Source organism: Rhodovulum sp. HP10 (assembly GCF_047553435.1).
Taxonomy (GTDB): Bacteria; Pseudomonadota; Alphaproteobacteria; order Rhodobacterales; family Rhodobacteraceae; genus Rhodovulum.
Genome location: NZ_CP180201.1, coordinates 2315384 through 2338660, shown reverse-complemented (window position 1 = coordinate 2338660; position 23277 = coordinate 2315384). Strand labels below are relative to the sequence as shown.

Below are 23277 nucleotides of genomic sequence, written 5' to 3'. Positions count from 1 at the left end.
CATGCAGGCAGATCGCGCACCCCTCCAAACCTATGAGCAAGCCATCTGGCGGCTCGTTCAATCCGTCGTTTCCGAGAAGTTCGACGCGGCACAGATCGACCTCGCCGTTGATATCGTCGCCGATGTCTTCTGGGTTACGGACAAGAAAGTCCTAGAGGATGTTGCCAAGGCCTCCTCCGGCCTTGGCCTGTGCTCGGCGGATGCTCCTGCCCGCCGCTCTCATAGCAGGATCTGCGCCTAATGGATCCCGTTGTCACTGGCTCCCTTATCTCGGGCGGCGCCAGCCTTCTTGGCGGCCTTTTCGGCAGCAAGAAGAAGGCGAAATACGTCGTCCCGTACTATGGAAAAATCCGCGCACGGGCCGAGGCGGCCGGGTTCAATCCCCTGACCGCCTTGACCTCTGCTCCGGGCGCTGTTGCGTCGGCCGGGCAGAATTACATGGGTCAGGCCATTGCCGATGCCGGTCTGCTGCTCGCGGACGGCCTTGCCAAGAAGGCCGAGAAAACCGGCGAGCTGCAGAAGGCACGGGAACAAAACGCGCAGTTGAAGGAGCGTGTTCAGCAGCTTACCATCCGTCCCCGTGTTGGCGGCATCTACGCCAACAACGTCAATACGCCGTCCATTCGTGCGGCAGTTGGGGGTGACGATGCGCGAGTGGTGGCGGAGCCTGCCGTTGTGGGCAAAAATCCTGCTGGTGATGCTCGTGATCGGGATTCTAAGCGACTAGACCCGCTCACACTTCATGAAACCGAGGAAGTTTCAACCTCGGACACCGGTGGTTTCTTCAAACTTCGCAACGCGCTTACCTTCAACGCCTGTCGCAACTGGCGGGAAAGACCGGCCGCGTGAAGCGGTCGGCCGAGCATTCCACCCGGGGCGCGCGCGCATGGTGACAGGTCCTTGTCGTGGCATGGCGGCCGCGCTCCGCGCCGCGTCCTTCGAGGACTCCATGACAGGATTTGCCCATTCCGGCCCCCCCCCCGATGCCGGAGAGGCATCAGGATCTGGACAAGGGAGGATGCCCTTGTCGGGCAGTGGCATCGGCCGGGCCCTGCCCCTGACCTCGACAGCGGTGCCGAACCGACTGTCGCGGAAAAGGGCCGGTGCGCGCCCGGACCAGGCCGCTCAGAGCAGCGACAGAAGCTTCTGCGCGGCCTCTTCGGACGAGGCCGGGTTCTGGCCCGTCACCAGCTTGCCATCGCTCACCACGAAAGAGGCCCAGTCCTCGCCCTTCCGGTAATCGCCGCCCTTCGATTTCAGCATGTCCTCGACCAGGAACGGAACGACCGAGGTCAGGCCGACACCGTCTTCCTCGCTGTTGGTGAAGCCGGTCACCCTCTTGCCTGCGACCAGCGGCTTGCCGTCCGGCCCCCTGGGATGCCGGAAGACACCCGGCGCGTGGCAGACGGCCCCGACCGGGCGGTCGCTCGCGGCGAAGGCCTCGATCAGGGCGATGGCGTCCCGGTCTTCGGCGAGGTCCCACAGCGGGCCGTGGCCCCCGGGGAAGAAGAGCGCATCATAGCCTTCGGCCGGAACCGAAGACAGGATCTCGGACCTGGCCAGATGCCTTTGCGCGGCATCGTCCGCCTTGAACCGCCTGGTGGCCTCGGTCCCGGCATCGTCGCCGTCGCTGGCCGGATCCAGCGGCGGCTGGCCGCCTTTGGGCGAGGCCAGGGTGATCTCGGCCCCGGCATCCTTGAAGACGTAGTAGGGCGCTGCGAATTCCTCGAGCCAGAACCCCGTCCTCTTGCCGGTATCGCCCAGCTTGTCATGCGATGTCAGAACCATGAGGATTTTCATAGAAGCCTTCCCTTGGCGGTCGTGTCGGTTACTGGCAAAGCCTGATGACGCGTTTGCCGAAAGCCTCGCCATTCAGCAGCCCAACGAAAGCGGCGGGCGCCTGTTCCAGACCGTCGATCATTTCCTCGCGATACCTGATCTTTCCCTGCGCCACCCAATCGCCCATCTGTCTGGCGAATTCCGGGTAGAGGTGGCCGAAATCGTCGAAGACGATGAAGCCGCGCATGGTCATCCGCTTGCGCAGGATCGTGCCCATGAGCCGGGGGATCCGGTCGGGGCCGTCGGGCAGCGACGTTGCGTTATATTGCGAGATCAGACCGCAAACCGGGATCCGGGCCGAGGTGTTGAGCAGGGGCATCACGGCATCGAAGACCGCGCCGCCGACATTCTCGAAATAGATGTCGATGCCCTCGGGAAGCGCGGCCTCAAGCGCTTTGGGAAAGCCCTCGGCCTTGTAGTCGATGCAGGCGTCGAAACCGAGGGTCTCCGTGACATGGCGGCATTTCCCGTCTCCGCCGGCAATGCCGACAACCCGCAGGCCCAGGATCTTGCCGATCTGGCCGACCGTGGCCCCGACCGGGCCGCTGGCCCCGGCCACGACCAGGGTTTCGCCCGCTTTCGGCTGCCCGATCCGGGTCAGCCCGGCCCAGGCCGTCAGGCCCGGCATGCCGAGGACGCCAAGCGCCCAGGACGGATGTTCGGGCGACTTGCCCATGTTGATCACGCCGCGTCCATCCGAGAGCGCGTAATCCTGCCAGCCGCCGAAGGCCACGACCCGGTCCCCGGTCTCGAAGCCCTCGACCTGCGATGTCACCACCTCTGCCACCGTGCCGCCGACCATCACCTCGCCGATCTCGACCGGGGCGGCATAGGAGGGCGCATCGCTCATCCGGCCGCGCATATAGGGATCGAGCGACAGGTATTCGTTGCGCAACAGCATCTGGCCGGGCCCGGGGGTCGGCACCTCGCCGGTTTCCAGGCGCAGGGTGTTTTCGTCCGGGGCGCCCGTCGGGCGGCGGGCCAGGACATATCTGCGGTTCACGCTATCGGTTTGGGCCATGGGTCATTCCAGTCTGATCGGATCCTGTCCCGACAAGTTTGTGCGCGCCCGCCGCATGACAAGGGCGGCGTGGCGCACATCCACTTGAACAGGGCAAGGCGGGCCTTCGGCCGGCATCGGGCGCGCGGGTCCCCCGGTGGCAGGGTTCCGACGGCGCGAACGCGATGCGCCCGGGGCGCCGCGGTGCCCGAAGTCGTCCGGCCCCGTCAGCCGTTCCGCAGCCGGTCCCAGAAGGCCGATTTCCGGGCATGGGTCCTGCGCAGCCCGTCCAGATAGGCGGCATGCGAGAGGTGGATGCCGTAATCCTGTATCTCGGCATCCGCCGCGGCACAGTCCGAGAGGTGCCCTGCGGCATGGCCGTAGCGGCCCGCACGTCTCCGATCCAGGGCGAAATCGATCATCGCGCGCCGCAGCAGGACGGCAGCAAGCGGGTTGGCGGGCGCGAGCGCCTCGGCAAGCGGTGTGAGGATCTCGTAGGCATCGCCGTCGATCTCTGCGTTGCGGGTCTCGATCAGTTCGGCCGCCAGGGACAGGTCGGGAGCCTCGAGGCAATAGGCCAGCGCCGTCTCGACCGGGCTGAAGTCAAGCACGATCCGCCGCGCCGCATCCGCGGCCTCGATATCCTCGAAATCTGGCAAGAGCCCGAGGTGACGGCGCAGGGCGTCGGGGCAGAGCTTCCGCTCGAAGCGGTTCCAGAGCGCGGCCCGCAGATCCTCCTTGCGGCCAAGCGCCTCCAGGCAGGCGAAATGCGCCGCATCCAGCTCGGGGTCGTCGAACCAGGGATCATCACTCTCGCCGGGCAGCGCGGCCTCGATCAGGCGCAGCGCGTCCCCGGCGCGGCCCGTCGCCAGCAGCCGGAGGGCGGCATCGGGGGCAATGGTGGCATAGGTCAGCTGCTCGGGGGTATATTGCGCAAGCCAGGCATCGACGTCGCCCTCGGCATCGGCCACGTCCCGCAGGATCCTGTCGAGGCTGCGGTTGCGTTCGGCGCGGGCGCGCCCGGTACGGGCGTCGCGGTCGGAGAGGAACGCGTAGCGGGCAAGCTCGGCCTCGCCGGGGGGCGCGGCGCGGGCGGCTTCGGCAAGTGCCTTGAGACGGGCCAGACCGGTCGTGCCGAGCGCCTCGGCCAGCGCGGGTACGGCGTCATCGAAGACACCATAGACATCGTCCAAGATCGCGTCGAAGACGGTTTCGGCCAGCGTCGCGGGGTCCAGGCCCAGCCGCGGCGCAAGGCGCCCGATCGCCGCCATGGCCCCGCCCATCACCTCGCCGAGGGTACCCCGGCTGTCATCGGTGCGCTCGAAGAGGCCGGGGGCCAGTTGCAGCTCGGCCCAGAGCAGCTCGAAGGCCGCAGCCGGGGCATCGGGCGCGATCCGGGTCTCGATGAGCTGGGTCAGTCCCGCCAGTTCCTGCGTCAGCGTCTTCTGCGCCTTGCGCGAGATGAAGCTGCGGCCCCGCCGGATCGAGGCGAAGCGTTTGCGCAGATCGGCAGTGATCGCCTCCGGCCCCCGATCCGCCGAAAGCGCCATGCGCACCCGGCGCTGGCGCGCCGCGTCGCCCTTCACCGCTTCGAGCAGCAGCTCTGCCAGCCTGTCGGCGCCAAGCTCGAGCAGGTTCTTCTTGTTGAGGGCCTTGCCTGCCATTCCGGTCCTCCTCGGATCACGCCACCTCGCGCGGGATCATGCGGCCGAACAGGCGCTTTGCAAGCCCGAACCCGATATCGGCAGGACGCCCCGGGACCGCCCTGCCTTCAGGCGCGGGCAAGAACCGGGTCCGCTTGCCCGCGCGCCGATGTCGCCATGTCCGGTTATGGAGCTGCGGGGGCACCCACCCGGCCCGCGCGGCATTGGGGCGGCGGTTCCCCCGCTAAGGCCCCTTCCGCAGGGGGCCGCAACGTCGGGGATCGGGTGCAGTCGGGCTGGCCCGGCACCGCAGCCCGGACGAGAGACCGGGCGGGGTCAGGGCAGGGTCAGGGCGGGGGGCAAGACAAGCCCGCCCCCATGGCCCCTCGCCCCCCCTGGCCCGGAGACGCCCGCGCCCTACCCGTCCGGCAAAAGCGCGATCTTGGGCGCGGCCTGCCGCCCCCGGCGATACTGGCGAAGGCGGCGGCGCCCTCGTCCAGAGGCATCGTCCGGACCCAGCCAAGCCCGCCCAGCCGACCCTCGAAAAGGGCTGCGGCGGTGTCGCGGAACTCCTCGGCGGTACAGGTGTAGCTGCCGATGAAGGTCAGCTTCTGCAGGGTGGCGCGCCGGATGTCGAAGCCGGGACCGGCATCGCCGAGCCCGATATGGACCATCGCCCCGCCCGGGCGCAGCGCCGCGCTGGCCGCCGCCCGGGTCGCTCCGAAGCCGACGCCGTCGATGACCAGATCGACGCCCTCGGGGCCGGAGCCGGGCAGGGTCGGGTCGAAGGTCCGGATGCCGTGGCTCACGACCCTCGCGCCACCGGAACCCCATTGATGGAGAGAGAGCCCGGTCGGACCGGCGCGCCCGGCTCCGAACCTTGGCCCGTGAGCAGCGGCGGGACATGGGTATTTTCGCCAAGAAGAAGCGGAAGGGCGCGGGATATTCCAGGTGCGGGCTGCCCTGCGCTGGCCGAAGCGTGACGGGCTTTCTGTTTCGGATTGCCCGCATGGAGGGTGCCGCCATGTTGTCGGGCGAGGGCGCCGGGATCGGTCTTGGCGTCTTTGCGTCGTCTCATCCTGTCAGGCAGGGCGGTGCGCGCAGGACTGCGGCGGGGACCCGCGCCAGAAGAGGCATAGCCCCCGTGGGGTCCGTCGCCCGTGCCATCTGTGGCCTGTTTCGCTGCCTCTGGCATGCCGTGCGCGCCTTGCGACAGTGGCAATGCGGTGCCTGTCCCGCCAGCCGAACTCGGGCCTAACGCCGGGGCGCGTGGCGGTGATCCTGGGCCTTGTGCCGGGAGCGGCCGGTAGAGGGACGGGCCCGCATCCTTGGCGCCTTCCCGAAAGTCTGTGCTGCCCCTGCATTTCGGGCGGGATCTGTCGGCGCGGATCGGAGCGCCCCGGCAAAAAGGCGCGGGGATCGCTGTCCCGTCTCGGGTTGTCCGGGGGGCGTCGCCCGCAGCGCCCGGCCCGCGCCGAGACAGCCCGAGGAGCCTGCCCGGGCCTTGCCGAGGCCCGTCTCATCCCGTCGCGCCCCGTCTTCCGGCCCTGCTTCACGGGCGCGAATGATAGACATATTGAGTTGTATATCCAGCCTGCCGCACCGGAGGCCGCCATGCAGATCGCCAGATGGGGAAATTCGCTTGCCGTCCGCCTGCCCGCGGACCTGGTCCGGACCCTCGGCCTGCGCGAGGGCGACCGGATCGAGCTCGAGCCTTCGGGCGAGGGCCGGCTTGCGGTCAGCCGCGATCCCGTGCCGAGGAGGTGCTGTCGGAGCTGCGCCGGTTCCGTGGCCGGCTGGCGCCCGGGGATCGGCTGAGCCGCGACACGGCCAATGGCCGCTGATGTCTTCGACCCCAATGTCATCCTTTGCCTGCTGGATGACGGGCTCAGGGCCGACCGGGCCGAGGCGCTGCTGGCCCGGGGCGGCACGATCAGCGTCCAGGTGCTGAACGAGGCGCTGGTGACCTGCCTGCGCAAGGTCCGCATGACCCCTGACGAGGCGGGCGCGTTCCTGTTCGGGATCCGCGATCTCTGCGAGACGGTCGCGCTGAGCGTCGATACCCATGATGTCGGGCGCGCGCTGGCCGCCCGCTACAAGCTGTCTGTCTACGACGCGATGATCGTCGCCGCGGCGCTTCTGAGCGGATGCACGCGGCTCCGGTCCGAGGACATGCAGGACGGGCTGACCGTCGAGGGGCGGCTGAAGATCGTCAACCCCTTCGCCGCAGCCGCCCGAACCGCTGCCTTCGCCCGGGCGATACGGGGCGGGCTTGTCTCGCGCCGCCCGCGCCACAGCTTCCAGGGTCGATCCGGACCCGAAGGAGACCGACCATGACCCGAACCCTGTTCATCACCGGCGCCTCCAGCGGCATCGGTGCCGCCACCGCCCGCGCCGCCGTCGCGAAGGGCTGGTCGGTGGGGCTGATGGCGCGCTCGGCCGACAGGCTGGAGGCGCTTGCAGCCGAACTGGGCGAGGCCGCCCTGGCGCTGCCCGGCGACGCCACCGACCTGGCCGCGCAGGAAGAGGCCGTGGCCCGTACCGTCGAACAGTTCGGTGCGCTGCACGCGGCCTTCGCCAATGCCGGGCGCGGGCTCGAACGGCCCGGCACCGAGGCGGGCGACCCCGGGGACTGGCGCGGGATGGTCGATCTGAACGTGATGGGCGTGCTGTTCACCGCCCGCGCCGCCCTGCCGCATCTGCGCCGCACCAAGGGGCATCTGGTGTTGACCGGCTCGGCCGCGGGGCGGACCCATATCAAGGGCTCGGTCTATTCCGCGACCAAGTGGTTCGTGCATGGCTATGGCGGCAACATGTCCGAGGAGATGCGCGAATGGGGCGGCCGCTGCACGGTGATCTCGCCCGGAATGGTCGACACGCCGTTCTTCGACAGCCCCAAGCCCGACAAGATCCGGCCCGAGGATGTGGCCGATGCGGTGCTTTATGCGCTGGAGCAGAACCCCCGCGCCGAGCTGCGCGAGATCCATATCATGCCGACCGGCTGAGGGGGGGCGCTCAGCCCGCCGCCCGCCTTTCGCGGATCATGATGAAGAGGCCGCTGGCGACGATCACCGCCGCCCCCACCGCCGTCGCACGGTCGGGAACCTCCTGCCAGAACAGCCAGCCGAAACCGGTGGCCCAGAGCAGCGCGGTATAGTCGAGCGGCGCGATCACCACCGCAGGCGCCATCCGGAAGGCCTGGGTGATCAGCGTGATCCCCAGCGTACCGAACAGGGCGATGCCGGCGAAGGCCCAGAGATCGCCGGTCGCGACCGGGGTCCAGACGACGCCGACCGCCAGACCGCTCAGCAGCAGCGAGCTGGCGACCAGCCACAGCTGCATCGTCCAGACGCTTTCGCGGGGGTCGAGCCAGCGGGCGCTGAGCATCAGCACCGCATAACACAGCGCGGCCAGCAGCGGCAGCACCGAGGCGGGCTGAAACGCCTCCGCCCCCGGGCGCACCACGATCAGCACCCCCGCGAGGCCTGCCGCCACCGCCAGCCAGCGCCGCCAGCCCACCGGCTCGCGCAGGACCAGAGCCGACAGCGCGGTGATGAAGACCGGCGCGACGAAGATCAGCCCGGTCGCCTCGGCCAGTCCCAGATGCCGGAAACTGGTGAAGAACAGCAGCGCCGCCGCGACCTGCAACCCGCCGCGCGCCAGATGCGCCCCTGGCCGATGCGAGATCAGAGCCCTTGCACCGCCCGCCCGAAGCGCGATGGCGGCGGCGAAGGGCAATGCGATCAGGCTGCGCAGAAACAGGATCTGGAGCGGCGAGTAACCTGCTGTCAGCGCCTTGGCGAAAGCATCGTTGACGCAGAGACAGGCCACGCCCGCGCACATCGCCGCGATCCCCGCCATGCAGTCGCGCCGCGCCCCGCCTGCCGCCATTCCGCTCCTCCTTCCGTTCCTTTCGACAACCCCCGGGCCCGCTTCCGGCATCCTCCCCCGGAACCGCGACCCTGGCCCCGGGGCCTCACCGGGGGGCTTGTCGCATCCCTGGGGGCCACGCCGTCGCGGGCTGACTGGGTGAGGGCCGACTTTGGCCTTGCGCGGTTCGTTCCGTCAAGCTCGGCGCGCCCTCTGCGCGGATGAGGAGGGCTGCGCAAACTCCGTCGCGCAAAGGGAAAAGCCCGGCCTTGCCGGGCGTCCCCTGCGGGAAGACCCGGACCCGCCAGGCCTCTTGCGGCCTCTTGCTGCCCCGGTGCGACCGGCAGGCGCTGATGCTGTCCTTTCATTCGCGCGGTCTGGCGGTCATGATGACGCCCATGGGCGCGCAGGGCTGCCTTCGCTGCGCTGTGCCATGGCCCATTGCCTGCCATACACCGCGGCCGTCCCTGCGCCTTGAACGGCCGCGCGGCGGGCGGTGGCATTCTTGCAGCTTGCGCCCCGCCTCTCGGTGAATGCAGCCCGACCCGCAGCGGGTGACAAGCCGGCAGAGCTCACGGCCCGCCCGCGCGGCGTTGTCATCGTCGAAGTCACGCCCCGCCCCTGTCCCCGGCCGCTTAAAATCAGGACAATCGCGGCGATTGGCCGGTATCGTTCCGAAGAAGCTTCGCAAAGGGACGGTGCCAGCCTGCCCCATGCGGAAAATCGCCAGCCCGGCAGACACTTGCCCGCGCCCGCAATCGAAGTCATGGCATCCGGGGACGATATCGCGTAACAGCGGCGCGCGGGGGATATCCTGATGAACAGAAATCGCGGCTCCCGGCGACGTGTTTCGTTGTCGCTTCCGATCCTGCGGACCTCGCGGGATCAGCACGATGCCGGCAACCTGACCCTCGGCAGCCTGCTGTCGGGGCTGGGCGAGACCTCGTTCGGCTGGGCGGTGGTGGTCTTCGCGCTCATGACCATGCTGCCGCTGCCGCCCGGATCTTCGCTGGTGACCGCGCTGCCGGTGCTGGTCACCACCGCGCAGATGATGCTGGGCTACCGCCATGTCCGCCTGCCGGGACCGCTGGCGCGGTTGCGGCTGGATCACGACAAGCTGCGCCGCACCGTGCTGCGCCTGCGCCCCGTCACCCGGCGGCTGGAGCGGGTGCTGAGGCCGCGAAACCCCGCCCTGTTCCGCCGCCGCAACGAACGCGCGCTGGGGGCGGCGCTGTTCGTGATCGCCTTCACCCTTTTCCTGCCGGTGCCGGGCAGCGGCTGGTTCCCGGCGATCTCGCTGTTCGTCGCGGGCGTCGGCATGGTCGAGCATGATGGCCGGGTCACGATCTGGGGGCTTGTCATGGGCGCGGCCTCGGTGCTGCTGACCGTCGCCATCGTGGTCTCGCTGGCCGCCAGCGCCGAGGCGGTGATCCCGTAGCCGTCCCCGGCCCGGCTCGGCAAAGGGTCGGTCGCTTGCCCGCCAGGGGTCCCTGTCCTTCGGGCGCGGGTTTCCGCATCGCCGTCAACAGCACTGGAACCGGCAGGGCATGTGTCCTTCCTGCTCGAGCGCCAGCATCAGAACCAGACGCTTGAAAAATCGACGTTCATGTCACCTTGCCGACCCGCATTTCGGATCGATGCCGTCCCGCCCCGATGATCGTTATCCGAAGGGCGCATCGGCGCGGCCCCGAGGCCGATCATCGCCGACCATGGCCTAAGGTTCGCGCAGGGTGAAACAGGCCGGGGGTCATTCGGACAGGACCTTGCCGACGAAAGCCGGTCTGATCCCCTTCGCCTGAGCAGGACGACCCGCTCATGGGACTTGCCCGGAGCAAAGCGGTCGTTCACGGAAAACGCAGCGACGGTCCGGAATGCGCCCATGGCCGTAAGTCGGCCATCGTGCTAGGCTGGTCGCTTGAAGAAGTATGGTCGCACATTCCACCTGCCGTTTTCGCCCGGCGCCACCAGCGACGACAAGGTCATGTCTTCGCTTGAAAGCCTGATGGAGGAAGACCTCGTCGTCACCGAAAAGATGGACGGTGAGAATACGACCATTCACGCCGGCGGCTCACATGCGCGCAGCCCTGACAGCCGTTACCATCCTTCCCGCGACTGGCTCAAAGCGTTCGCGGCGGGGATTTCTCCCTATCTGGCAGAGGGCGAACGTATTGTCGGCGAGAACCTCTATGCCTGTCATTCCGTCGCCTATGATGCGTTGCCCTCGTATTTCCTCGGCTTCGCGTGGATTGTTGGCGATGAAATCCAGTCCTGGGATCTGACGCAGGCACGTTTCGAGGAGCTGGGCATCCAGCCTGTTGCGACGCTCTATCGGGGCCCCTACCGCACGGGTCTGTTCGAGGATCTGGCGCGGGCCCTCGACCTGTCGAGGCAAGAGGGGTTTGTGGCAAGGATCGCCGGCTCGTTCCCAGAAAGCGACATGCCGAGGCGGATGGGAAAATATGTCAGGGAAGGGCATGTTCAGTCGGAAATCCACTGGATGAAGGCTGAGCTTATCGCCAATGGCCGAGCTGACTCCTGACGGCAGCTTCACCCCGTCCACCGGGCCTCACAGCTCGAAGGTCTGGTTCGGCTCAGCAATGCCCGACCTTCGGGCTGGCAAAACCGGGTTCGGCCAACGGACCGGACCCGGACGATCTGCTGCAGACATGCTCGATATGCGACCGGCACCCGGGCAGATGCGCAGGCCCGTTGAACGCCGCAGTCACCGCCGCGACCGGGCAGGCGGAACGTGTGATCCGCTGCTTGATGACGACGGCGAAGGCCCGGCAACCGGGCGCCGCTTGCCTCGGCAGAGCGCCTTGATCGCCCGGCACCGCGTCGAACCCGAGCCAGGACAGGGGTGTTTCCCCGCCCCGGCCGCCAGCGACAAGCCCGGCCCCGGTTCGAAGCACCGTTTCACAGCCAAGGCCAGGCCCCAATCGACGCCCATCTTCCAAACCACAGCTCCCATGGGCGAGCGTGCCGCCCCGGATCCGGATCAGGACATCTCTGACGCATCCGCGACGGCCACCGCCTGACCGGACCCGCCATCTCGCCCGACCCCGGCAGCGGCGCGCGGAGCATCAAGCTTGCGGAGCTTTTCCAACCGCCTTGAGCCGCCCTGACGCTCCCCCAAGGGTCAGCCTCGGCCGGGCGCTGCGCCCTCGACGAAAAGCCGCCAGGCGCGGTCGAACCAGACGTCCCGTGCTGCCGGATCGGCCAGCGCGTCATCGCCCATCAGCGCCGCGTTGCTGGGGCCCAGCACCAGAGCCGCGATCAGCTGGTCGACAACGAAATCGGCATCCGGGGCGGCAAGCTCGCCCGCGGCGGCGGCGGCGCGGATCGCCTCTGCCAGCTTCGGCGTGAACGGGTCCGCGCCGACCAGAGGCCGGGCCCGCATCGCCTCGATGAAGGCCTCGCGCTTCAGCGCCAGCAGCTCGGGGTCGAGATTGGCATCGAGAAACCAGCGCGCCAGATGACGCACCCGGTCGAGCGGCCGCTCGGGGCACTCCGCCGCCACCGCCTCGAACCAGGCCTCGGTCCGCTCCAGCGCCTTCTGCGCCACCGCTGCGAACAGTTCCTCCTTGGTGGCGAAGCGGCGATAGAGCGTGTCCTTGCCGATACCGCAAGCGGCGATCACCTGCTCCATCGTGGTCGCGGCGAAGCCCTGGGCGATGAACAGCTCGCGGGCCCGGACGAGGATCTCGGCCGCGATCCGTTCGGACTGGCGCTTGGTCGGGCGTCCGGCGCGTGCCGGGCGGGGGGTATCTGCTGTCGTCATTCCCGTGCAGCCTTCCGGAAGTGCAGCTGTCTTATGGGCAATTTTCCGGCCGGACGGCAAGCGGCCCATATTCCGACCAAAACACTCTGTTTTTAACTGGACGGTATCGTCCCGTTTTGCTAACGCCGCTTCGACAGTCACGAAACGGAGATGTCGGATGGACAGAGGGACCTTGGGCAGGACGACCGCGGCATTGGCCGCCGCACTCGGCGCGGCCGCGACCGGTGCTGCCGCACAGCAGGATGCCTTCGCGCTCGAGACCATCGTGCTGCAGGCCGATATCGCCGATACCTCGAGCTCCTACGCGCTTCCGGACATGCGCTCGGCGACCAAGACCGACACGCCGGTGGTCGAGACGCCCCAGGCGCTGAGCGTGCTGACCCGCAAGCAGTTCGACGACCAGAACACCCAGACCGTGGGCCAGGCGCTGCGCTACACCTCGGGCGTGCTGTCCGAGATCGACGCCTCGACCCGCTATGACAGCGTGTTCCTGCGCGGCTTCGGCGGCTTCGGCACCTCGTCGCAATTCGTGGCCTCGCTGGACGGGCTGCGGTTGCCGCGCGGCCAGGCCTTCGCCCAGCCCGCCGTCGATCCGTTCCTGCTGGACCGGGTCGATGTGCTCAAGGGCCCTTCGGCGCTGCTGTACGGGCCCTCGAGCCCCGGCGGTCTGGTCAACATGGTCACCCGCGCCCCGGATGGCACGACCGGCGGCGAGGCGCGGCTGGAATACGGCACCCATGACCGGGTCCAGGCCGGGGTCGAGCAGCACGGCACCCTCGATCAGGCCGGCACCCTGCAATACAGCCTGACCGCCATCGGCCGCAGCGCGAACACCCGCTACGACGATGTCGACGAGCGGCGTTACGCCATCGCCCCGGTCCTGGTCTGGCAGCCCTCGGCCGGGACAAGGCTGACCTTCGGCGGCTACTGGCAGGACGACCCCGAGGGCGGCTATTTCAACTCGATCTATCCCAGGGGCCGCGCGCCTGCCGCCTATGCCCGCTATCTCGACCGCGACTTCAATGTGGGCGACCCGGATTTCGACAGCTTCGAGCGCACCCAATGGGCGCTGACGGCCGGGCTCGAACATGCCTTTTCTGCCGATCTGACGCTGCGTTCGAAACTGCGCTATGGCCGGATCGACGCCGACATGAAGGGCCTCCAGATGGGCGCGCCGCTCGACGCCGGCGGTGAGCTTGCGCGGCTCGCGCTGATCTCGGGCGAGACCGTGCGGGCGCTGAACTGGGACACCAATCTCGAATACCGCTTTGCGACCGGCGCGGTCGAGCACCGGCTGCTGGCCGGGGCCGATCTGCTGTGGAATGACAGCGACTGGCAATATTCCTTCGCGATGGCCCCGCCGCTCGACGTGACCGCCCCGGCCTATGGCGGCGTCTCGGGCCCGTTCACGGCCATGACCGACAGCCACCAGACCATGCGGCAGGCCGGGCTCTACCTGACCGACCAGCTCGCCTTCGGGCGGTTCCGCGCGGTGCTGGGCCTGCGCCATGACCGGATCGAGACCGACAGCCTGAACCGGCTGAGCGCGACCAGTACCGACCAGAGAACCGAGAACACCTCCTACCGCGCGGCCCTGCTCTATCTCTTCGACAATGGCGCCGCGCCCTATGTCAGCTATTCGACCTCGCTCGAGCCGACCTCGGGTGTCGATGCCGCGGGCAATCCCTTCGTGCCGACCGAGTCCGAGCAATGGGAGCTGGGGATCAAGTACCAGCCGCCCGGCATGGACGCGCTGTTCACCATGGCCGCCTTCAGCATCGACCAGACCAACGTGCTGACCCCGGGCGACGTCTCGGGCTATTTTATCCAGACCGGCAAGATCCGCTCGCGCGGGGTGGAATTCGAGGGCCGCGGCAAGCTGACCGACCGGCTCGAGCTGATCGGCGCGCTGACCCTGCTCGATACCGAGCTGCGTTCCTCGTCCAATGCCGCGATCATCGGCAACCGGCCGCAGGCGGTACCGGATTATTTCGGCTCTCTCTGGCTGAACCGCAGCTTCGGCGGCGCGCTTGACGGGCTGGAACTGGGTGGCGGGGTGCGCTTCGTCGGGTCAAGCTATGGCGACGATGCGAACAGCCTGAAATCCGGCTCCTATACCCTGACCGATCTGGCGATCCGCTACGATTTGGGCGCGCGCAACCCCGCGCTTTCGGGGCTCGAGGCCACGCTGAACGTGCGCAACCTGTTCGACGAGACCTATTATTCCAGCTGCAGCTACGACTATTTCTGCCAATACGGAGAGGGCCGGATCGTCACCGTCGGGCTGCGCAAGACATGGTAGGCCGGCGCGCTGTGCTGATCGGGGCGGCGGCGGCGCTGGCCGCCCCGCGCCTGGCCCGCGCCCGGGCGGGGATCGAGGCCCGCGACGTGCTGGGAAACCGCCTCGCGCTGCCCGCGCCGCCCGAGCGGATCGTGCTTCTGGATGCGACCGACCTGATCTCGATGGCCGCCCTGATCCCGGAGCCGGGCGCGCGGCTCGCGGGCTGGGCCAGCGTGCCCCGGCTGGATCTCGGGCGTGCCGACTGGCTGGCGCCCGCGGGCCTGCCGGTGGTCGGCAAGCTCTCGCCCGACACCGTCTCGGCCGAGGGCATCCTTGCGCTGTCCCCGGATCTGGTGGTGGCCAGCGCCTATATGCTGCCGCCCGGCGGCTCGGTGCTGGAAGGCGTCCTGCGCGCGGCCGGGATCCCGCTGGCCTGGACCGGCGGCCATGACCTGGCGCTGCCGCCCGGCGAGACGCTCGAGCGCACGATGGGGTTCTGGGGCGCGGTGCTGGAGCAGCCGGGTGCCGCGCGCGATCTGGCGGCCTCGGGCCGTGCCCGGCTTGCGGCGGTGCGCGCCGCCGCTGCCGCCTCCGGATCGCGGCCCCGCACCTATATGGAGATCATGTCGACCTATGACACCTGCTGCTGGGCCGCGGGCCATGCCTTCTGGGGCGGGCTGTTCGGGCTCGCGGGCGGGCAGCTTCTGGAGGGCTCCGAGGGCTGGGGCGCAAAGCTCGGCCCCGAGGGCCTGATCGCCTTCGACCCCGAGGTCTATATCGCCACCGGCGGCAGCTTCGCCCCCGAGCTGCAACCCGGCATCGCGCCGGGGCTCGACCCGGATCAGGGCCGGGCAGGTCTTGTTCGTGCCGCCGCCCGCCCGGCGCTGAAGGACAGCACCGCCACGCGCAGGGGTCGGGTCCATGGCATCTGGTCGGGGCTCGCGACCGCGCCGCTGATGGCGCCTGTTCTGGCCGAATGCCTCGGGCGCTGGCTGCATCCCGAGACCGGCGCGGGCCTCGATCCCGGCCGGACGCTGGCGGCGCTGAACGCGCGCTTCGCACGGCCCCTGCCCGGCCCGCTCTGGCTGTCGCTGGACGAGGCCTGAGCGCCCCCCCACCTTCCGGCACCCGCACGGCACTGAGAGGAGAGCTCCCTTGATCGACGTCGAAACCGAACTGGCCTTTGCCGGCGCCGAGGCGGCCCATGCCGCGCTGTCGGCCCATGCCAAAAGCCACGACATCCCGCCCGAGATCGACCGGGCCGGGCATCTGGCCTTTTCCTTCCAGGGCAACCGGCTGGAATTCCTGACCGTTCCGGGACGGATGCGGATCCGGCTCTCGGCGGTCAGCCGGAACACGCTCTATTTCCTCAAGGAGGCGGTCGTGCATCACCTCGAAGACGCCGATCCCGAGGCCGCGCGCAACCTGCGCTGGCCCGGGGACGGCAATGCCGACAGCCGCCGGACGCCACCGAACTTCCGGCTGCTGACGGTGCTCGACCGCTCGCGCCCCGTCGACGGCATGACCCGGCTGTCCCTCTCGGGCGAGGATCTCGGGCCGCTGACCCGCGACGGCATCCATGTCAAGCTGATGCTGCCCGCCGACCGGAGCCGGAGCCCGGTCTGGCCCGGGGTTGCGGCCAATGGTGCCACGCGCTGGCCCAAGGGCCCCGACCGGCTGCATGTGCGCTATTTTACCCTGCTCGGGCTGGAACCGGAGGCGGGCCGCGTGGCAATCGATTTCGCCGATCATCCGGGCGGGCAGATCTCGGACTGGGCCCGCGCCGCCCGTCCCGGCGACCGGATCGGCATCATGGGCCCGGGCGGCGGCCTGCCCCCCGGGACCGACCGGCCGTTGATCCTGATGGGCGACGAGACCGCGCTGCCCGCCCTGGTGCGGATCCTCGAGGCCCTGCCCGCCCGGGCCGAGGGCTGCGTGATCGCGCCGCTGCGTCCGGCCGATGCCGGCTATCTGCCCGCCTCGCCGCTCGAGACGCTGCTGTTGGGCCCCGAGGGTTTCGCCGCCTCTGCCGCCGCGCGCTTCGCCGAGGCGCTGGACGCCCGGCCCGGGGCGCGGGTCTGGGTCGGGGCCGAACACGGGCTGGTGCTTGAGGCCCGCCGGATCGCCGCCGCCCTGCCCCCCGGGCAGAAGGAAATCGGCACCTATTGGCGGCGCGGGCGGCCCGGCGACGCCACACGCGACGACCATGAGGACCATGACGACTGAGCGGCCCCCCGGCCCCGCCCCGGCGCGGGCCGGACCATGCCCGCCCGCATCCTTCAGGGCAGGAACAGGCGGGATCGGGTCCTTGCCCCCCGCGCGCTGTCGGCAGGTCTGGCCATAGGCTGCGCCGCTCTCATCCTCGCCTCCCGTGCCCCCGTGCCCCCGTGGTCCGGTGAACCAGTGAGCCGCTTTCCCCGGTCGGGCCCCGCCCTGTCCAGCGCCGGAAGGGTTTCCCTTTCACGGATCCGGGAACGAAGACATCCTTTCCGGGCCTTTCTCTGCGGCAGGGCCGGATGACGCCCAAAGCCCTGCCGCCGCGGCAGGCGCTACCCCGGGCTCAACCCGCGCGCGCCGCGCGAAAGGCCGCGGGGGTCTCGCCCGACCATTTCAGGAAGGCCCGGTGAAAGGCGCTTGGCTCGGCATAGCCGACGCGCAGGGCAATCGCCGCCACGCTCTCGCCGGTTTCGGCCAGAAGCCGCCGGCTTTCGGCAAAGCGCAGATCGTCGCGGATCGCCTGCCAGCCCTGACCCTCGGCGCTCAGCCGTCGCCTCAGCGTCGCGGGCGACAGCGCCAGCTCCTGCGCCAGCGCCTCCAGATCGGGCCAGAGCGCGGGCTCGCACCCGCGCAGCCGCGCCCGGATCCGCGCCGACAGCCCCTGATCGTGACGGTAGCGCACGAGAATGTTCGCGGGCGCCCCGGCCAGGAAGACCTTCAGCGCGCGTTCGTCGCGGATCGTCGGCAGATCCAGATAGCGCGCCGCGAAGCAAAGCCGGCTTTCGGGCTGGCCGAACTGCACCGGCGCGCCGAAGAAGCGCTGGTAATCGGCCCGGTTCGGCGGCTCTGCACAGGCGAAATCGAGCCGCGTCAAGGGGATCCGCCGCCCGATCAGCCAGCAGGAGAGCCCCATCAGCACCAGCCAGTAGGTCCGGTAGGCAAAGGCCGAGCGCAGCCCGCGCCGGTCGCTCAGCACGATCTCGGCCTGCCCGTCGCTCACCCGCAAGGCGCCGCTCGGATCCTCGAGCAGGACGCCCAGAAAGCGCAGGGCGCGCCTGAGCGCGACATTCAGCGTCGCCGCATGCAGCACCGCATGGCCCAGGAACACGAAGCCGCCCGGCCGCATCGGCCGCGCCCCCAGCCCGAAGAACTCGTCGCCCAGGGCCTCGGCCACCGCCAGCCACAACCGGCCGTATTCCTGGTTGGTCACCGGCCCGTCCGCGGTCCCGATCCCGGCCCCGGCCAGCAGCGGGCCCGGGTCTATGCCGCGCTGTGCCAGAGGCGCCAGCGCATCCGCCACGAACCCGGCCGAGACGATCCGTCTTTGCATTTCCCGCCCCGAACCCATTGCAAAACCGATCACCGATTTTGGACGATTGCGACATTGTTTGCAATGTGTCCCCGCGACAGTATGTCACCGGACCCCGGGAGGCCGCCCCGAAGACGCGGGCGGAGGGGTCATGGAGGACGACATATGAAGATAGACCGGATCGCGCGCCGCGATTACGCCGATGCCCATGCCCGTTTCTCGATCGAGGACGAGATCGCCAGCCTCGCGGGCGATCTGGATGCCGGGCTGAATGCCGCCGTCGAATGCTGCGATCGCCATTGCGGGCGGAACCTGGTGGCGCTGCGCGCCGTCCCGGCCGAGGGCAACGTTGCCGAATACACCTTCGAGGACCTGCGCGAGCTTTCCGCCCGCACGGCCAATGTGCTCAAGGCCCATGGCGTCGGCCCGGGCGACGTGGTGGCCGGGCTGCTGCCCCGCACCCTCGATCTGATCGCCACCATCCTCGGGGTCTGGCGGCTGGGGGCGGTCTATCAGCCGCTCTTCACCGCCTTCGGCCCCAAGGCCATCGAGCACCGCCTGACCTGCGCCGGCACCCGGATGATCGTCACCACCGCCGCCCAACGCGACAAGCTGGAGGAGATCTCCGATTGCCCGCCCGTGGCCGTGATCCGCGACGCGGATGACCCGCTGCCCGCAGGCGATATCGACCTTTGCGCCGAGCGCGCCGCCGCCCCGGCCGAATTCGCCCCGGTCCTGCGCGACAAGGACGCGCCCTTCATGGTGATGTCGACCTCGGGCACCACCGGGCTGCCCAAGGCGCTGATGGTGCCGCAACGCGCGATGCTGGCCTTCGCGGTCTACATGCGCGACGGGATCGGCCTGCACGAGGATGACAGCTTCTGGAACCTCGCCGATGCGGGCTGGGCCTACGGGCTTTACTACGCCGTCTGCGGCCCGCTGCTGCTGGGTGCCGCGACCACGCTGCACGAGGGCGGCTTCTCGGCCGAGACCACGATCCGGCTGATCGAGCAGCTGGGCATCACCAGCCTCGCGGGCTCTCCCACCGCTTTCCGGATGCTGATCGCGGCGGGCCCCGAGGCCGTGGCCCCGATCAAGGGCAGGCTGCGCACCGTTTCATCTGCGGGCGAGCCCCTGAACCCCGAGATCATCCACTGGTTCGAAAAGCATCTCTCGGTCGCGATCCACGACCATTACGGCCAGACCGAGCTTGGCATGTGCGTGAACAACCATCACGGGCTTTCCCATGACGTGCGCCCCGGCTCGGCCGGATATGCCATGCCCGGCTACCGGATCGCGGTGCTGGACGAGGCGGGCAACGAACAGCCCCCGAACTGCCCCGGCGAACTGGCTGTCGACATCGTGAATTCGCCGCTCCTGTGGTTCACCGGCTATTACGGCACCGAGACGCCGGCGATCCGGGACGGCTATTACCGCACCGGGGATTCCGTCGAGATCGAGCCCGACGGCTCGCTCAGCTTCATCGGGCGGGCGGATGACGTCATCACCTCCTCGGGCTACCGGATCGGCCCCTTCGACGTCGAAAGCGCGCTGATCGAGCACCCGGCCGTGATCGAGGCCGCCGTGGTCGGCATCCCCGACCCCGAGCGCACCGAGCTGGTCAAGGCCTTCGTGATCCTCGGCAAGGGCCATGAGGCCAGCGACGCGCTTTGCGAAGAGCTGCAGCAACATGTCAGGAAACGGCTCTCGGCCCATGCCTATCCGCGGCTGATCGATTTCGTCGACAGCCTGCCCAAGACCCCCTCGGGCAAGATCCAGCGCTTCCTGCTGCGCAAGGCCGAGGTCGAGAAGCAGAACGTCAGGTAAGGATATCCCATGCAGATCGAGAACCGGGTTTTCCTGGTCACCGGCGCGGCCTCGGGCCTTGGCGCGGCGGTGGCCGAAATGGCCGTGGCCGCGGGTGGCCGCGTGCTGCTGGCCGACATCGATGCCGAGGCCGGCGCGGCACAGGCGCAAAAGCTGGGCCAGGCCGCCCGCTTCGTGCAGACCGACGTCACCTCGGGCGAGGACGCCCAGGCGGCCGTCGCCGCCGCATGCGAGAGCTTCGGCGGGCTCCATGTGCTGGTGAACTGCGCGGGCATCGCCCCGGGCGAAAGGCTTCTGGGCCGGGACGGGCCGCACGGGCTGGACAGCTTCCGGCGCGCCATCGGCATCAATCTCACCGGCAGTTTCAACATGATGCGTCTCGCCGCCGAGGCGATGGCGGGCAATGAGGGCGAGGAACGGGGCGTGATCGTCAATACCGCTTCGGTGGCCGCCTTCGACGGCCAGATCGGCCAGATCGCCTATGCGGCCTCGAAGGGCGGCATCGCCGCGATGACCCTTCCGGCCGCCCGCGAACTGGCGCGCCACGCGATCCGCGTCATGACCATCGCGCCCGGCATCTTCGCGACTCCGATGATGGCGGGCCTGCCGCAGGAGGTACAGGACAGCCTCGGCGCCACCGTGCCCTACCCGCCCCGGCTGGGCCGTCCGCAGGAATACGCGCAGATGGTCCGCGCGATCGTCGAGAACCCGATGCTGAACGGCGAGGTGATCCGGCTGGACGGCGCGCTTCGCATGGCCCCGAAATGAGGAAACCGACATGACCTCCGATCCCATCGTCATCACCGGCGCCCGGCGCAGCCCCATGGGCGGCTTTCAGGGCGACCTTGCCGCGGCGGATGCCCCGAGCCTCGGCGCCACCGCGATCCGCGCCGCCCTGAACGGGCTCGCGCCCGAGGCGGTCGAGGAGATCCTGATGGGCTGCGTGCTGCCCGCGGGCCAGGGCCAGGCCCCCGCCCGGCAGGCGGCGCTGGCGGCCGGCCTGCCCCTGGGCGCAGGCGCCACCACCGTCAACAAGATGTGCGGCTCGGGCATGAAGGCCGCGATGCTGGCCCATGACCTGATCGCCGCCGGCTCGGCGCAGGTGGCTGTCGCGGGCGGGATGGAGAGCATGTCGAATGCCCCCTATCTGCTGCCGAAGGCGCGGGGCGGTTACCGGATGGGCCATGGCGAGGTGAAGGACCACATGTTCCTCGACGGGCTCGAGGACGCCTATGACAGGGGCCGGCTGATGGGCACCTTCGCCGAGGATTGCGCCGAGGCCTACCAGTTCACCCGCGAGGCCCAGGACGCCTATGCCATCGCCTCGCTCGAGCGCGCCAATGCCGCCATCGCCGAAGGCCGCTTCCGGGCCGAGATCGCGCCCGTGACCCTTGCCACGCGCAAGGGCGAGCAGGTGATCGACACTGACGAACAGCCCGGCAAGGCCCGCCCCGAGAAGATCCCCGCGCTGAAACCCGCCTTCCGCGAGGGCGGCACCGTGACCGCGGCCAACAGCTCGTCGATCTCGGACGGCGCCGCCGCGCTGGTCCTGATGCGCGCCTCCGAGGCCGAGCGCCGGGGCCTGACACCCCTGGCCCGCATCCTCGGCCATGCCACCCATGCCGACAAGCCCTCGCTGTTTCCGACCGCCCCCATCGGCGCGATCCGCAAGCTGACCGAGCGCACCGGGCTGACGCTGTCCGAAATCGACCTGTTCGAGGTGAACGAAGCCTTCGCCGTCGTCGCCATGGCCGCGATCCGCGATCTGGGGCTCTCGCATGACATCGTCAACATCCATGGCGGGGCCTGCGCGCTTGGTCATCCCATCGGCGCCTCGGGGGCGCGGGTGCTGGTGACGCTGCTCGCGGCGCTCGAAACCCACGGGCTGAAACGCGGCGTCGCCTCGCTCTGCATCGGCGGCGGCGAGGCCACCGCCATGGCCGTGGAAAGGTTCGCCTGATGCTGACGGAAGAGCAGGACCAGATCCGCGAGGCCGCCCGCGCCTTCGCGCAGGGGCGCCTTGCCCCCGGCGCCGCCGCCCGCGACCGCGACCATGCCTTTCCGCGGGCCGAGCTGACCGAGCTGGGCGAACTGGGTTTCATGGGCATGCTGGTACCGGAGGCCCATGGCGGCTCGGATACCGGCATGGTGGCCTATGCGCTGGCGCTCGAAGAGATCGCCGCCGCCGACGGCGCCTGTTCCACCATCGTCTCGGTGCACAGTTCGGTGGGCTGCATGCCGATCCTGCGCTACGGCACCGAAGAACAGAAGGCCCTGTTTCTGCCGAAGATGGCCGCGGGCGAGTGGATCGGCGGCTTTGCCCTGACCGAGCCGCAGGCCGGATCGGACGCCTCGGCGCTGAAGACCACGGCGCGGCGCGAGGGCGATCACTATGTCATCGACGGTGCCAAGCAGTTCATCACCTCGGGCCAGAACGGCGCGGTGGTGATCGTCTTCGCGGTCACCGACAAGGCGGCGGGCAAGAAGGGCATCTCGGCCTTCATCGTCCCGACGGATACCCCCGGCTACGAGGTCGTCTCGGTCGAGAGAAAGCTCGGCCAGAACGCCTCGGACACCTGCGCGCTGGCCTTCGACGGCATGCGCGTCCCGGCCGAGAACCTGCTGGGCGCCGAGGGCGAGGGCTACCGGATCGCACTGTCCAATCTCGAGGGTGGCCGGATCGGCATCGCCGCGCAGGCCGTCGGCATGGCGCGCGCGGCGCATGAGGCGGCGCTGGCCTATGCCCGCGAGCGGATCACCTTCGGCCGCCCCATCGCCGAGCATCAGGCGGTCGCGTTCAGGCTGGCCGACATGGCGACGCGGATCGACGCGGCGCGGCTTCTGGTCCTGCGCGCGGCCCGCCTGCGCGAGGCGGGCAGGCCCTGCCTGACCGAGGCCAGCATGGCCAAGCTCTTCGCCTCGGAAATGGCCGAGGAGGTCTGTTCGGCGGCGCTGCAGATCCATGGCGGCTATGGCTATCTGGCCGATTATCCCGTCGAGCGGATCTATCGCGACGTCCGGGTCTGCCAGATCTACGAGGGCACCAGCGAGGTGCAGCGCATGGTCATCGCCCGCGGGCTCTGACCCGGCGAGGGCGGTGCCGCAAGGGGCGCGCCCCGGGCGCGGGTCGCGGGGGCAGGGCGGATCGGACCCGGGACGCTGCTGTCGCGGTGCCCCGCACTCCCTGGTCGGGGCCGAATGGCCGGGCCATCCGAAGACGATGCCCCCGCAGAGGCTCCCACAGAGACGCTTGCAGGGGGTTGCGATCATGCCGCCCCGCGCGCCCCTCGCCGGCCCTGCATGGCGGAGACCGTCGCCTTATCCGCCCGGCACCGGTCCTCTGTGCTCCCGCCGGGACAGGCGGCCCGGCTCATCCGGACAGCGCTTCCGGAGCCGTCCCCAAGATGCAAAAAACCGGCCCGGACCCGACAAGGGCCGGGGACCGAAGCCCTGGCGCGCCATTGCCGGCAAGCAGCCCTCTGCAACCGCCATGACCGCCAGCCGCCTTGT

Annotated in this window: 19 protein-coding genes and 2 pseudogenes; 14 read left to right on the top strand and 7 right to left on the bottom strand. The window is 69.5% G+C overall.

The window, feature by feature from the left end; translation table 11 throughout:
• Position 1: 1 nt before the first annotated feature.
• Positions 2–241, top strand: a complete 240-nt coding sequence (locus ACK8CO_RS10990) for a hypothetical protein (protein ID WP_080618164.1) — start codon at positions 2–4, stop codon at positions 239–241.
• Positions 241–849, top strand: a complete 609-nt coding sequence (locus ACK8CO_RS10985) for a hypothetical protein (protein ID WP_414896648.1) — start codon at positions 241–243, stop codon at positions 847–849. The genes ACK8CO_RS10990 and ACK8CO_RS10985 overlap by 1 nt, the downstream gene beginning before the upstream one ends.
• Before the next feature lie 276 nt (positions 850–1125).
• Here the strand turns inward: ACK8CO_RS10985 and ACK8CO_RS10980 are convergent, their stop codons facing one another.
• The 4 genes from ACK8CO_RS10980 to ACK8CO_RS10965 all read right to left on the bottom strand — a co-directional run bounded on the left by ACK8CO_RS10980 (position 1126) and on the right by ACK8CO_RS10965 (position 5291).
• Complete coding sequence (locus ACK8CO_RS10980; protein ID WP_080618162.1) at positions 1126–1800, bottom strand: type 1 glutamine amidotransferase domain-containing protein; 675 nt, start codon at positions 1798–1800, stop codon at positions 1126–1128.
• Positions 1801–1828: 28 nt separating this feature from the next.
• Entirely contained in the window at positions 1829–2860 is a 1032-nt protein-coding gene (locus ACK8CO_RS10975; protein ID WP_414896647.1) for an NADP-dependent oxidoreductase, read from the bottom strand.
• Between the two features lie 206 nt (positions 2861–3066).
• Positions 3067–4503: a DUF6880 family protein gene (locus ACK8CO_RS10970; protein WP_414896646.1), complete on the bottom strand. Its 1437-nt coding sequence runs from the start codon at positions 4501–4503 to the stop codon at positions 3067–3069.
• 326 nt (positions 4504–4829) lie between these two features.
• Positions 4830–5291 carry a zinc-binding dehydrogenase gene (locus ACK8CO_RS10965; protein ID WP_414896645.1) on the bottom strand — a complete coding sequence of 154 codons (462 nt, stop codon included), beginning with the start codon at positions 5289–5291 and terminating at the stop codon, positions 4830–4832.
• A gap of 805 nt (positions 5292–6096) precedes the next feature.
• Here ACK8CO_RS10965 and ACK8CO_RS10960 point away from each other — a divergent pair.
• From ACK8CO_RS10960 to ACK8CO_RS10950, 3 genes and pseudogenes are all read left to right on the top strand, one after another.
• Positions 6097–6326, top strand: a pseudogene (locus ACK8CO_RS10960) (AbrB/MazE/SpoVT family DNA-binding domain-containing protein).
• Positions 6316–6708: pseudogene (locus ACK8CO_RS10955) on the top strand (PIN domain-containing protein); the annotation flags it as partial. The pseudogenes ACK8CO_RS10960 and ACK8CO_RS10955, both read left to right, overlap by 11 nt.
• Before the next feature lie 107 nt (positions 6709–6815).
• Positions 6816–7487: an SDR family oxidoreductase gene (locus tag ACK8CO_RS10950; RefSeq protein WP_414896644.1), complete on the top strand. Its 672-nt coding sequence runs from the start codon at positions 6816–6818 to the stop codon at positions 7485–7487.
• Between the two features lie 10 nt (positions 7488–7497).
• On the opposite strand, the gene ACK8CO_RS10945 is transcribed toward ACK8CO_RS10950, so the two are convergent.
• Positions 7498–8373: a DMT family transporter gene (locus tag ACK8CO_RS10945; RefSeq protein ID WP_414896643.1), complete on the bottom strand. Its 876-nt coding sequence runs from the start codon at positions 8371–8373 to the stop codon at positions 7498–7500.
• Between the two features lie 832 nt (positions 8374–9205).
• On the opposite strand from ACK8CO_RS10945, the gene ACK8CO_RS10940 reads away from it, so the two are divergent.
• Positions 9206–9790: an exopolysaccharide biosynthesis protein gene (locus ACK8CO_RS10940; RefSeq protein ID WP_234153200.1), complete on the top strand. Its 585-nt coding sequence runs from the start codon at positions 9206–9208 to the stop codon at positions 9788–9790.
• A gap of 477 nt (positions 9791–10267) precedes the next feature.
• Positions 10268–10891 carry an RNA ligase family protein gene (locus ACK8CO_RS10935; protein ID WP_414896642.1) on the top strand — a complete coding sequence of 208 codons (624 nt, stop codon included), beginning with the start codon at positions 10268–10270 and terminating at the stop codon, positions 10889–10891.
• Positions 10892–11491: 600 nt separating this feature from the next.
• Here the strand turns inward: ACK8CO_RS10935 and ACK8CO_RS10930 are convergent.
• Positions 11492–12133 (bottom strand): TetR/AcrR family transcriptional regulator, encoded by a 642-nt coding sequence (locus ACK8CO_RS10930; protein ID WP_414896641.1) that lies wholly within the window; start codon positions 12131–12133, stop codon positions 11492–11494.
• Positions 12134–12290: 157 nt separating this feature from the next.
• On the opposite strand from ACK8CO_RS10930, the gene ACK8CO_RS10925 reads away from it, so the two are divergent.
• The 3 genes from ACK8CO_RS10925 to ACK8CO_RS10915 are packed head-to-tail and all read left to right on the top strand — an operon-like array spanning position 12291 to position 16640.
• Entirely contained in the window at positions 12291–14435 is a 2145-nt protein-coding gene (locus ACK8CO_RS10925; RefSeq protein WP_414896640.1) for a TonB-dependent siderophore receptor, read from the top strand.
• Positions 14429–15520: a hypothetical protein gene (locus tag ACK8CO_RS10920; protein WP_414896639.1), complete on the top strand. Its 1092-nt coding sequence runs from the start codon at positions 14429–14431 to the stop codon at positions 15518–15520. The genes ACK8CO_RS10925 and ACK8CO_RS10920 overlap by 7 nt, the downstream gene beginning before the upstream one ends.
• A gap of 49 nt (positions 15521–15569) precedes the next feature.
• Positions 15570–16640, top strand: coding sequence for a siderophore-interacting protein (locus ACK8CO_RS10915; RefSeq protein WP_414896638.1), 1071 nt, complete (start codon positions 15570–15572; stop codon positions 16638–16640).
• A 334-nt stretch (positions 16641–16974) separates the two neighbouring features.
• Here the strand turns inward: ACK8CO_RS10915 and ACK8CO_RS10910 are convergent, their stop codons facing one another.
• A complete protein-coding gene (locus ACK8CO_RS10910) occupies positions 16975–17961 on the bottom strand; it encodes an AraC family transcriptional regulator (RefSeq protein ID WP_414896637.1) in 987 nt (328 codons plus the stop codon).
• A gap of 144 nt (positions 17962–18105) precedes the next feature.
• Here ACK8CO_RS10910 and ACK8CO_RS10905 point away from each other — a divergent pair, with 144 nt between their 5' ends.
• The 4 genes from ACK8CO_RS10905 to ACK8CO_RS10890 are packed head-to-tail and all read left to right on the top strand — an operon-like array spanning position 18106 to position 22851.
• Complete coding sequence (locus ACK8CO_RS10905; RefSeq protein WP_414896636.1) at positions 18106–19767, top strand: AMP-binding protein; 1662 nt, start codon at positions 18106–18108, stop codon at positions 19765–19767.
• Positions 19768–19776: 9 nt separating this feature from the next.
• The gene (locus ACK8CO_RS10900; protein ID WP_080618149.1) at positions 19777–20535 is read left to right on the top strand and encodes an SDR family NAD(P)-dependent oxidoreductase; all 759 of its coding nucleotides are present in this window, start codon (positions 19777–19779) and stop codon (positions 20533–20535) included.
• Between the two features lie 10 nt (positions 20536–20545).
• A complete protein-coding gene (locus ACK8CO_RS10895; RefSeq protein ID WP_414896635.1) occupies positions 20546–21727 on the top strand; it encodes an acetyl-CoA C-acyltransferase in 1182 nt (393 codons plus the stop codon).
• Complete coding sequence (locus ACK8CO_RS10890) at positions 21724–22851, top strand: acyl-CoA dehydrogenase family protein (RefSeq protein WP_414899017.1); 1128 nt, start codon at positions 21724–21726, stop codon at positions 22849–22851. Before ACK8CO_RS10895 ends, ACK8CO_RS10890 begins: the two co-directional genes overlap by 4 nt.
• The last annotated feature ends 426 nt before the right edge of the window (positions 22852–23277 follow it).

Excerpts from the sequence above, each read along its gene's own strand:
- ACK8CO_RS10990 (WP_080618164.1), top strand. The coding sequence starts at position 2 with ATGCAGGCAGATCGCGCACCCCTCCAAACCTATGAGCAAGCCATCTGG.
- ACK8CO_RS10985 (WP_414896648.1), top strand. The coding sequence starts at position 241 with ATGGATCCCGTTGTCACTGGCTCCCTTATCTCGGGCGGCGCCAGCCTT.
- ACK8CO_RS10980 (WP_080618162.1), bottom strand. The coding sequence starts at position 1,800 with ATGAAAATCCTCATGGTTCTGACATCGCATGACAAGCTGGGCGATACC.
- ACK8CO_RS10975 (WP_414896647.1), bottom strand. The coding sequence starts at position 2,860 with ATGGCCCAAACCGATAGCGTGAACCGCAGATATGTCCTGGCCCGCCGC.
- ACK8CO_RS10970 (WP_414896646.1), bottom strand. The coding sequence starts at position 4,503 with ATGGCAGGCAAGGCCCTCAACAAGAAGAACCTGCTCGAGCTTGGCGCC.
- ACK8CO_RS10950 (WP_414896644.1), top strand. The coding sequence starts at position 6,816 with ATGACCCGAACCCTGTTCATCACCGGCGCCTCCAGCGGCATCGGTGCC.
- ACK8CO_RS10945 (WP_414896643.1), bottom strand. The coding sequence starts at position 8,373 with ATGGCGGCAGGCGGGGCGCGGCGCGACTGCATGGCGGGGATCGCGGCG.
- ACK8CO_RS10930 (WP_414896641.1), bottom strand. The coding sequence starts at position 12,133 with ATGACGACAGCAGATACCCCCCGCCCGGCACGCGCCGGACGCCCGACC.
- ACK8CO_RS10925 (WP_414896640.1), top strand. The coding sequence starts at position 12,291 with ATGGACAGAGGGACCTTGGGCAGGACGACCGCGGCATTGGCCGCCGCA.
- ACK8CO_RS10920 (WP_414896639.1), top strand. The coding sequence starts at position 14,429 with ATGGTAGGCCGGCGCGCTGTGCTGATCGGGGCGGCGGCGGCGCTGGCC.
- ACK8CO_RS10910 (WP_414896637.1), bottom strand. The coding sequence starts at position 17,961 with ATGCAAAGACGGATCGTCTCGGCCGGGTTCGTGGCGGATGCGCTGGCG.
- ACK8CO_RS10905 (WP_414896636.1), top strand. The coding sequence starts at position 18,106 with ATGAAGATAGACCGGATCGCGCGCCGCGATTACGCCGATGCCCATGCC.
- ACK8CO_RS10900 (WP_080618149.1), top strand. The coding sequence starts at position 19,777 with ATGCAGATCGAGAACCGGGTTTTCCTGGTCACCGGCGCGGCCTCGGGC.
- ACK8CO_RS10895 (WP_414896635.1), top strand. The coding sequence starts at position 20,546 with ATGACCTCCGATCCCATCGTCATCACCGGCGCCCGGCGCAGCCCCATG.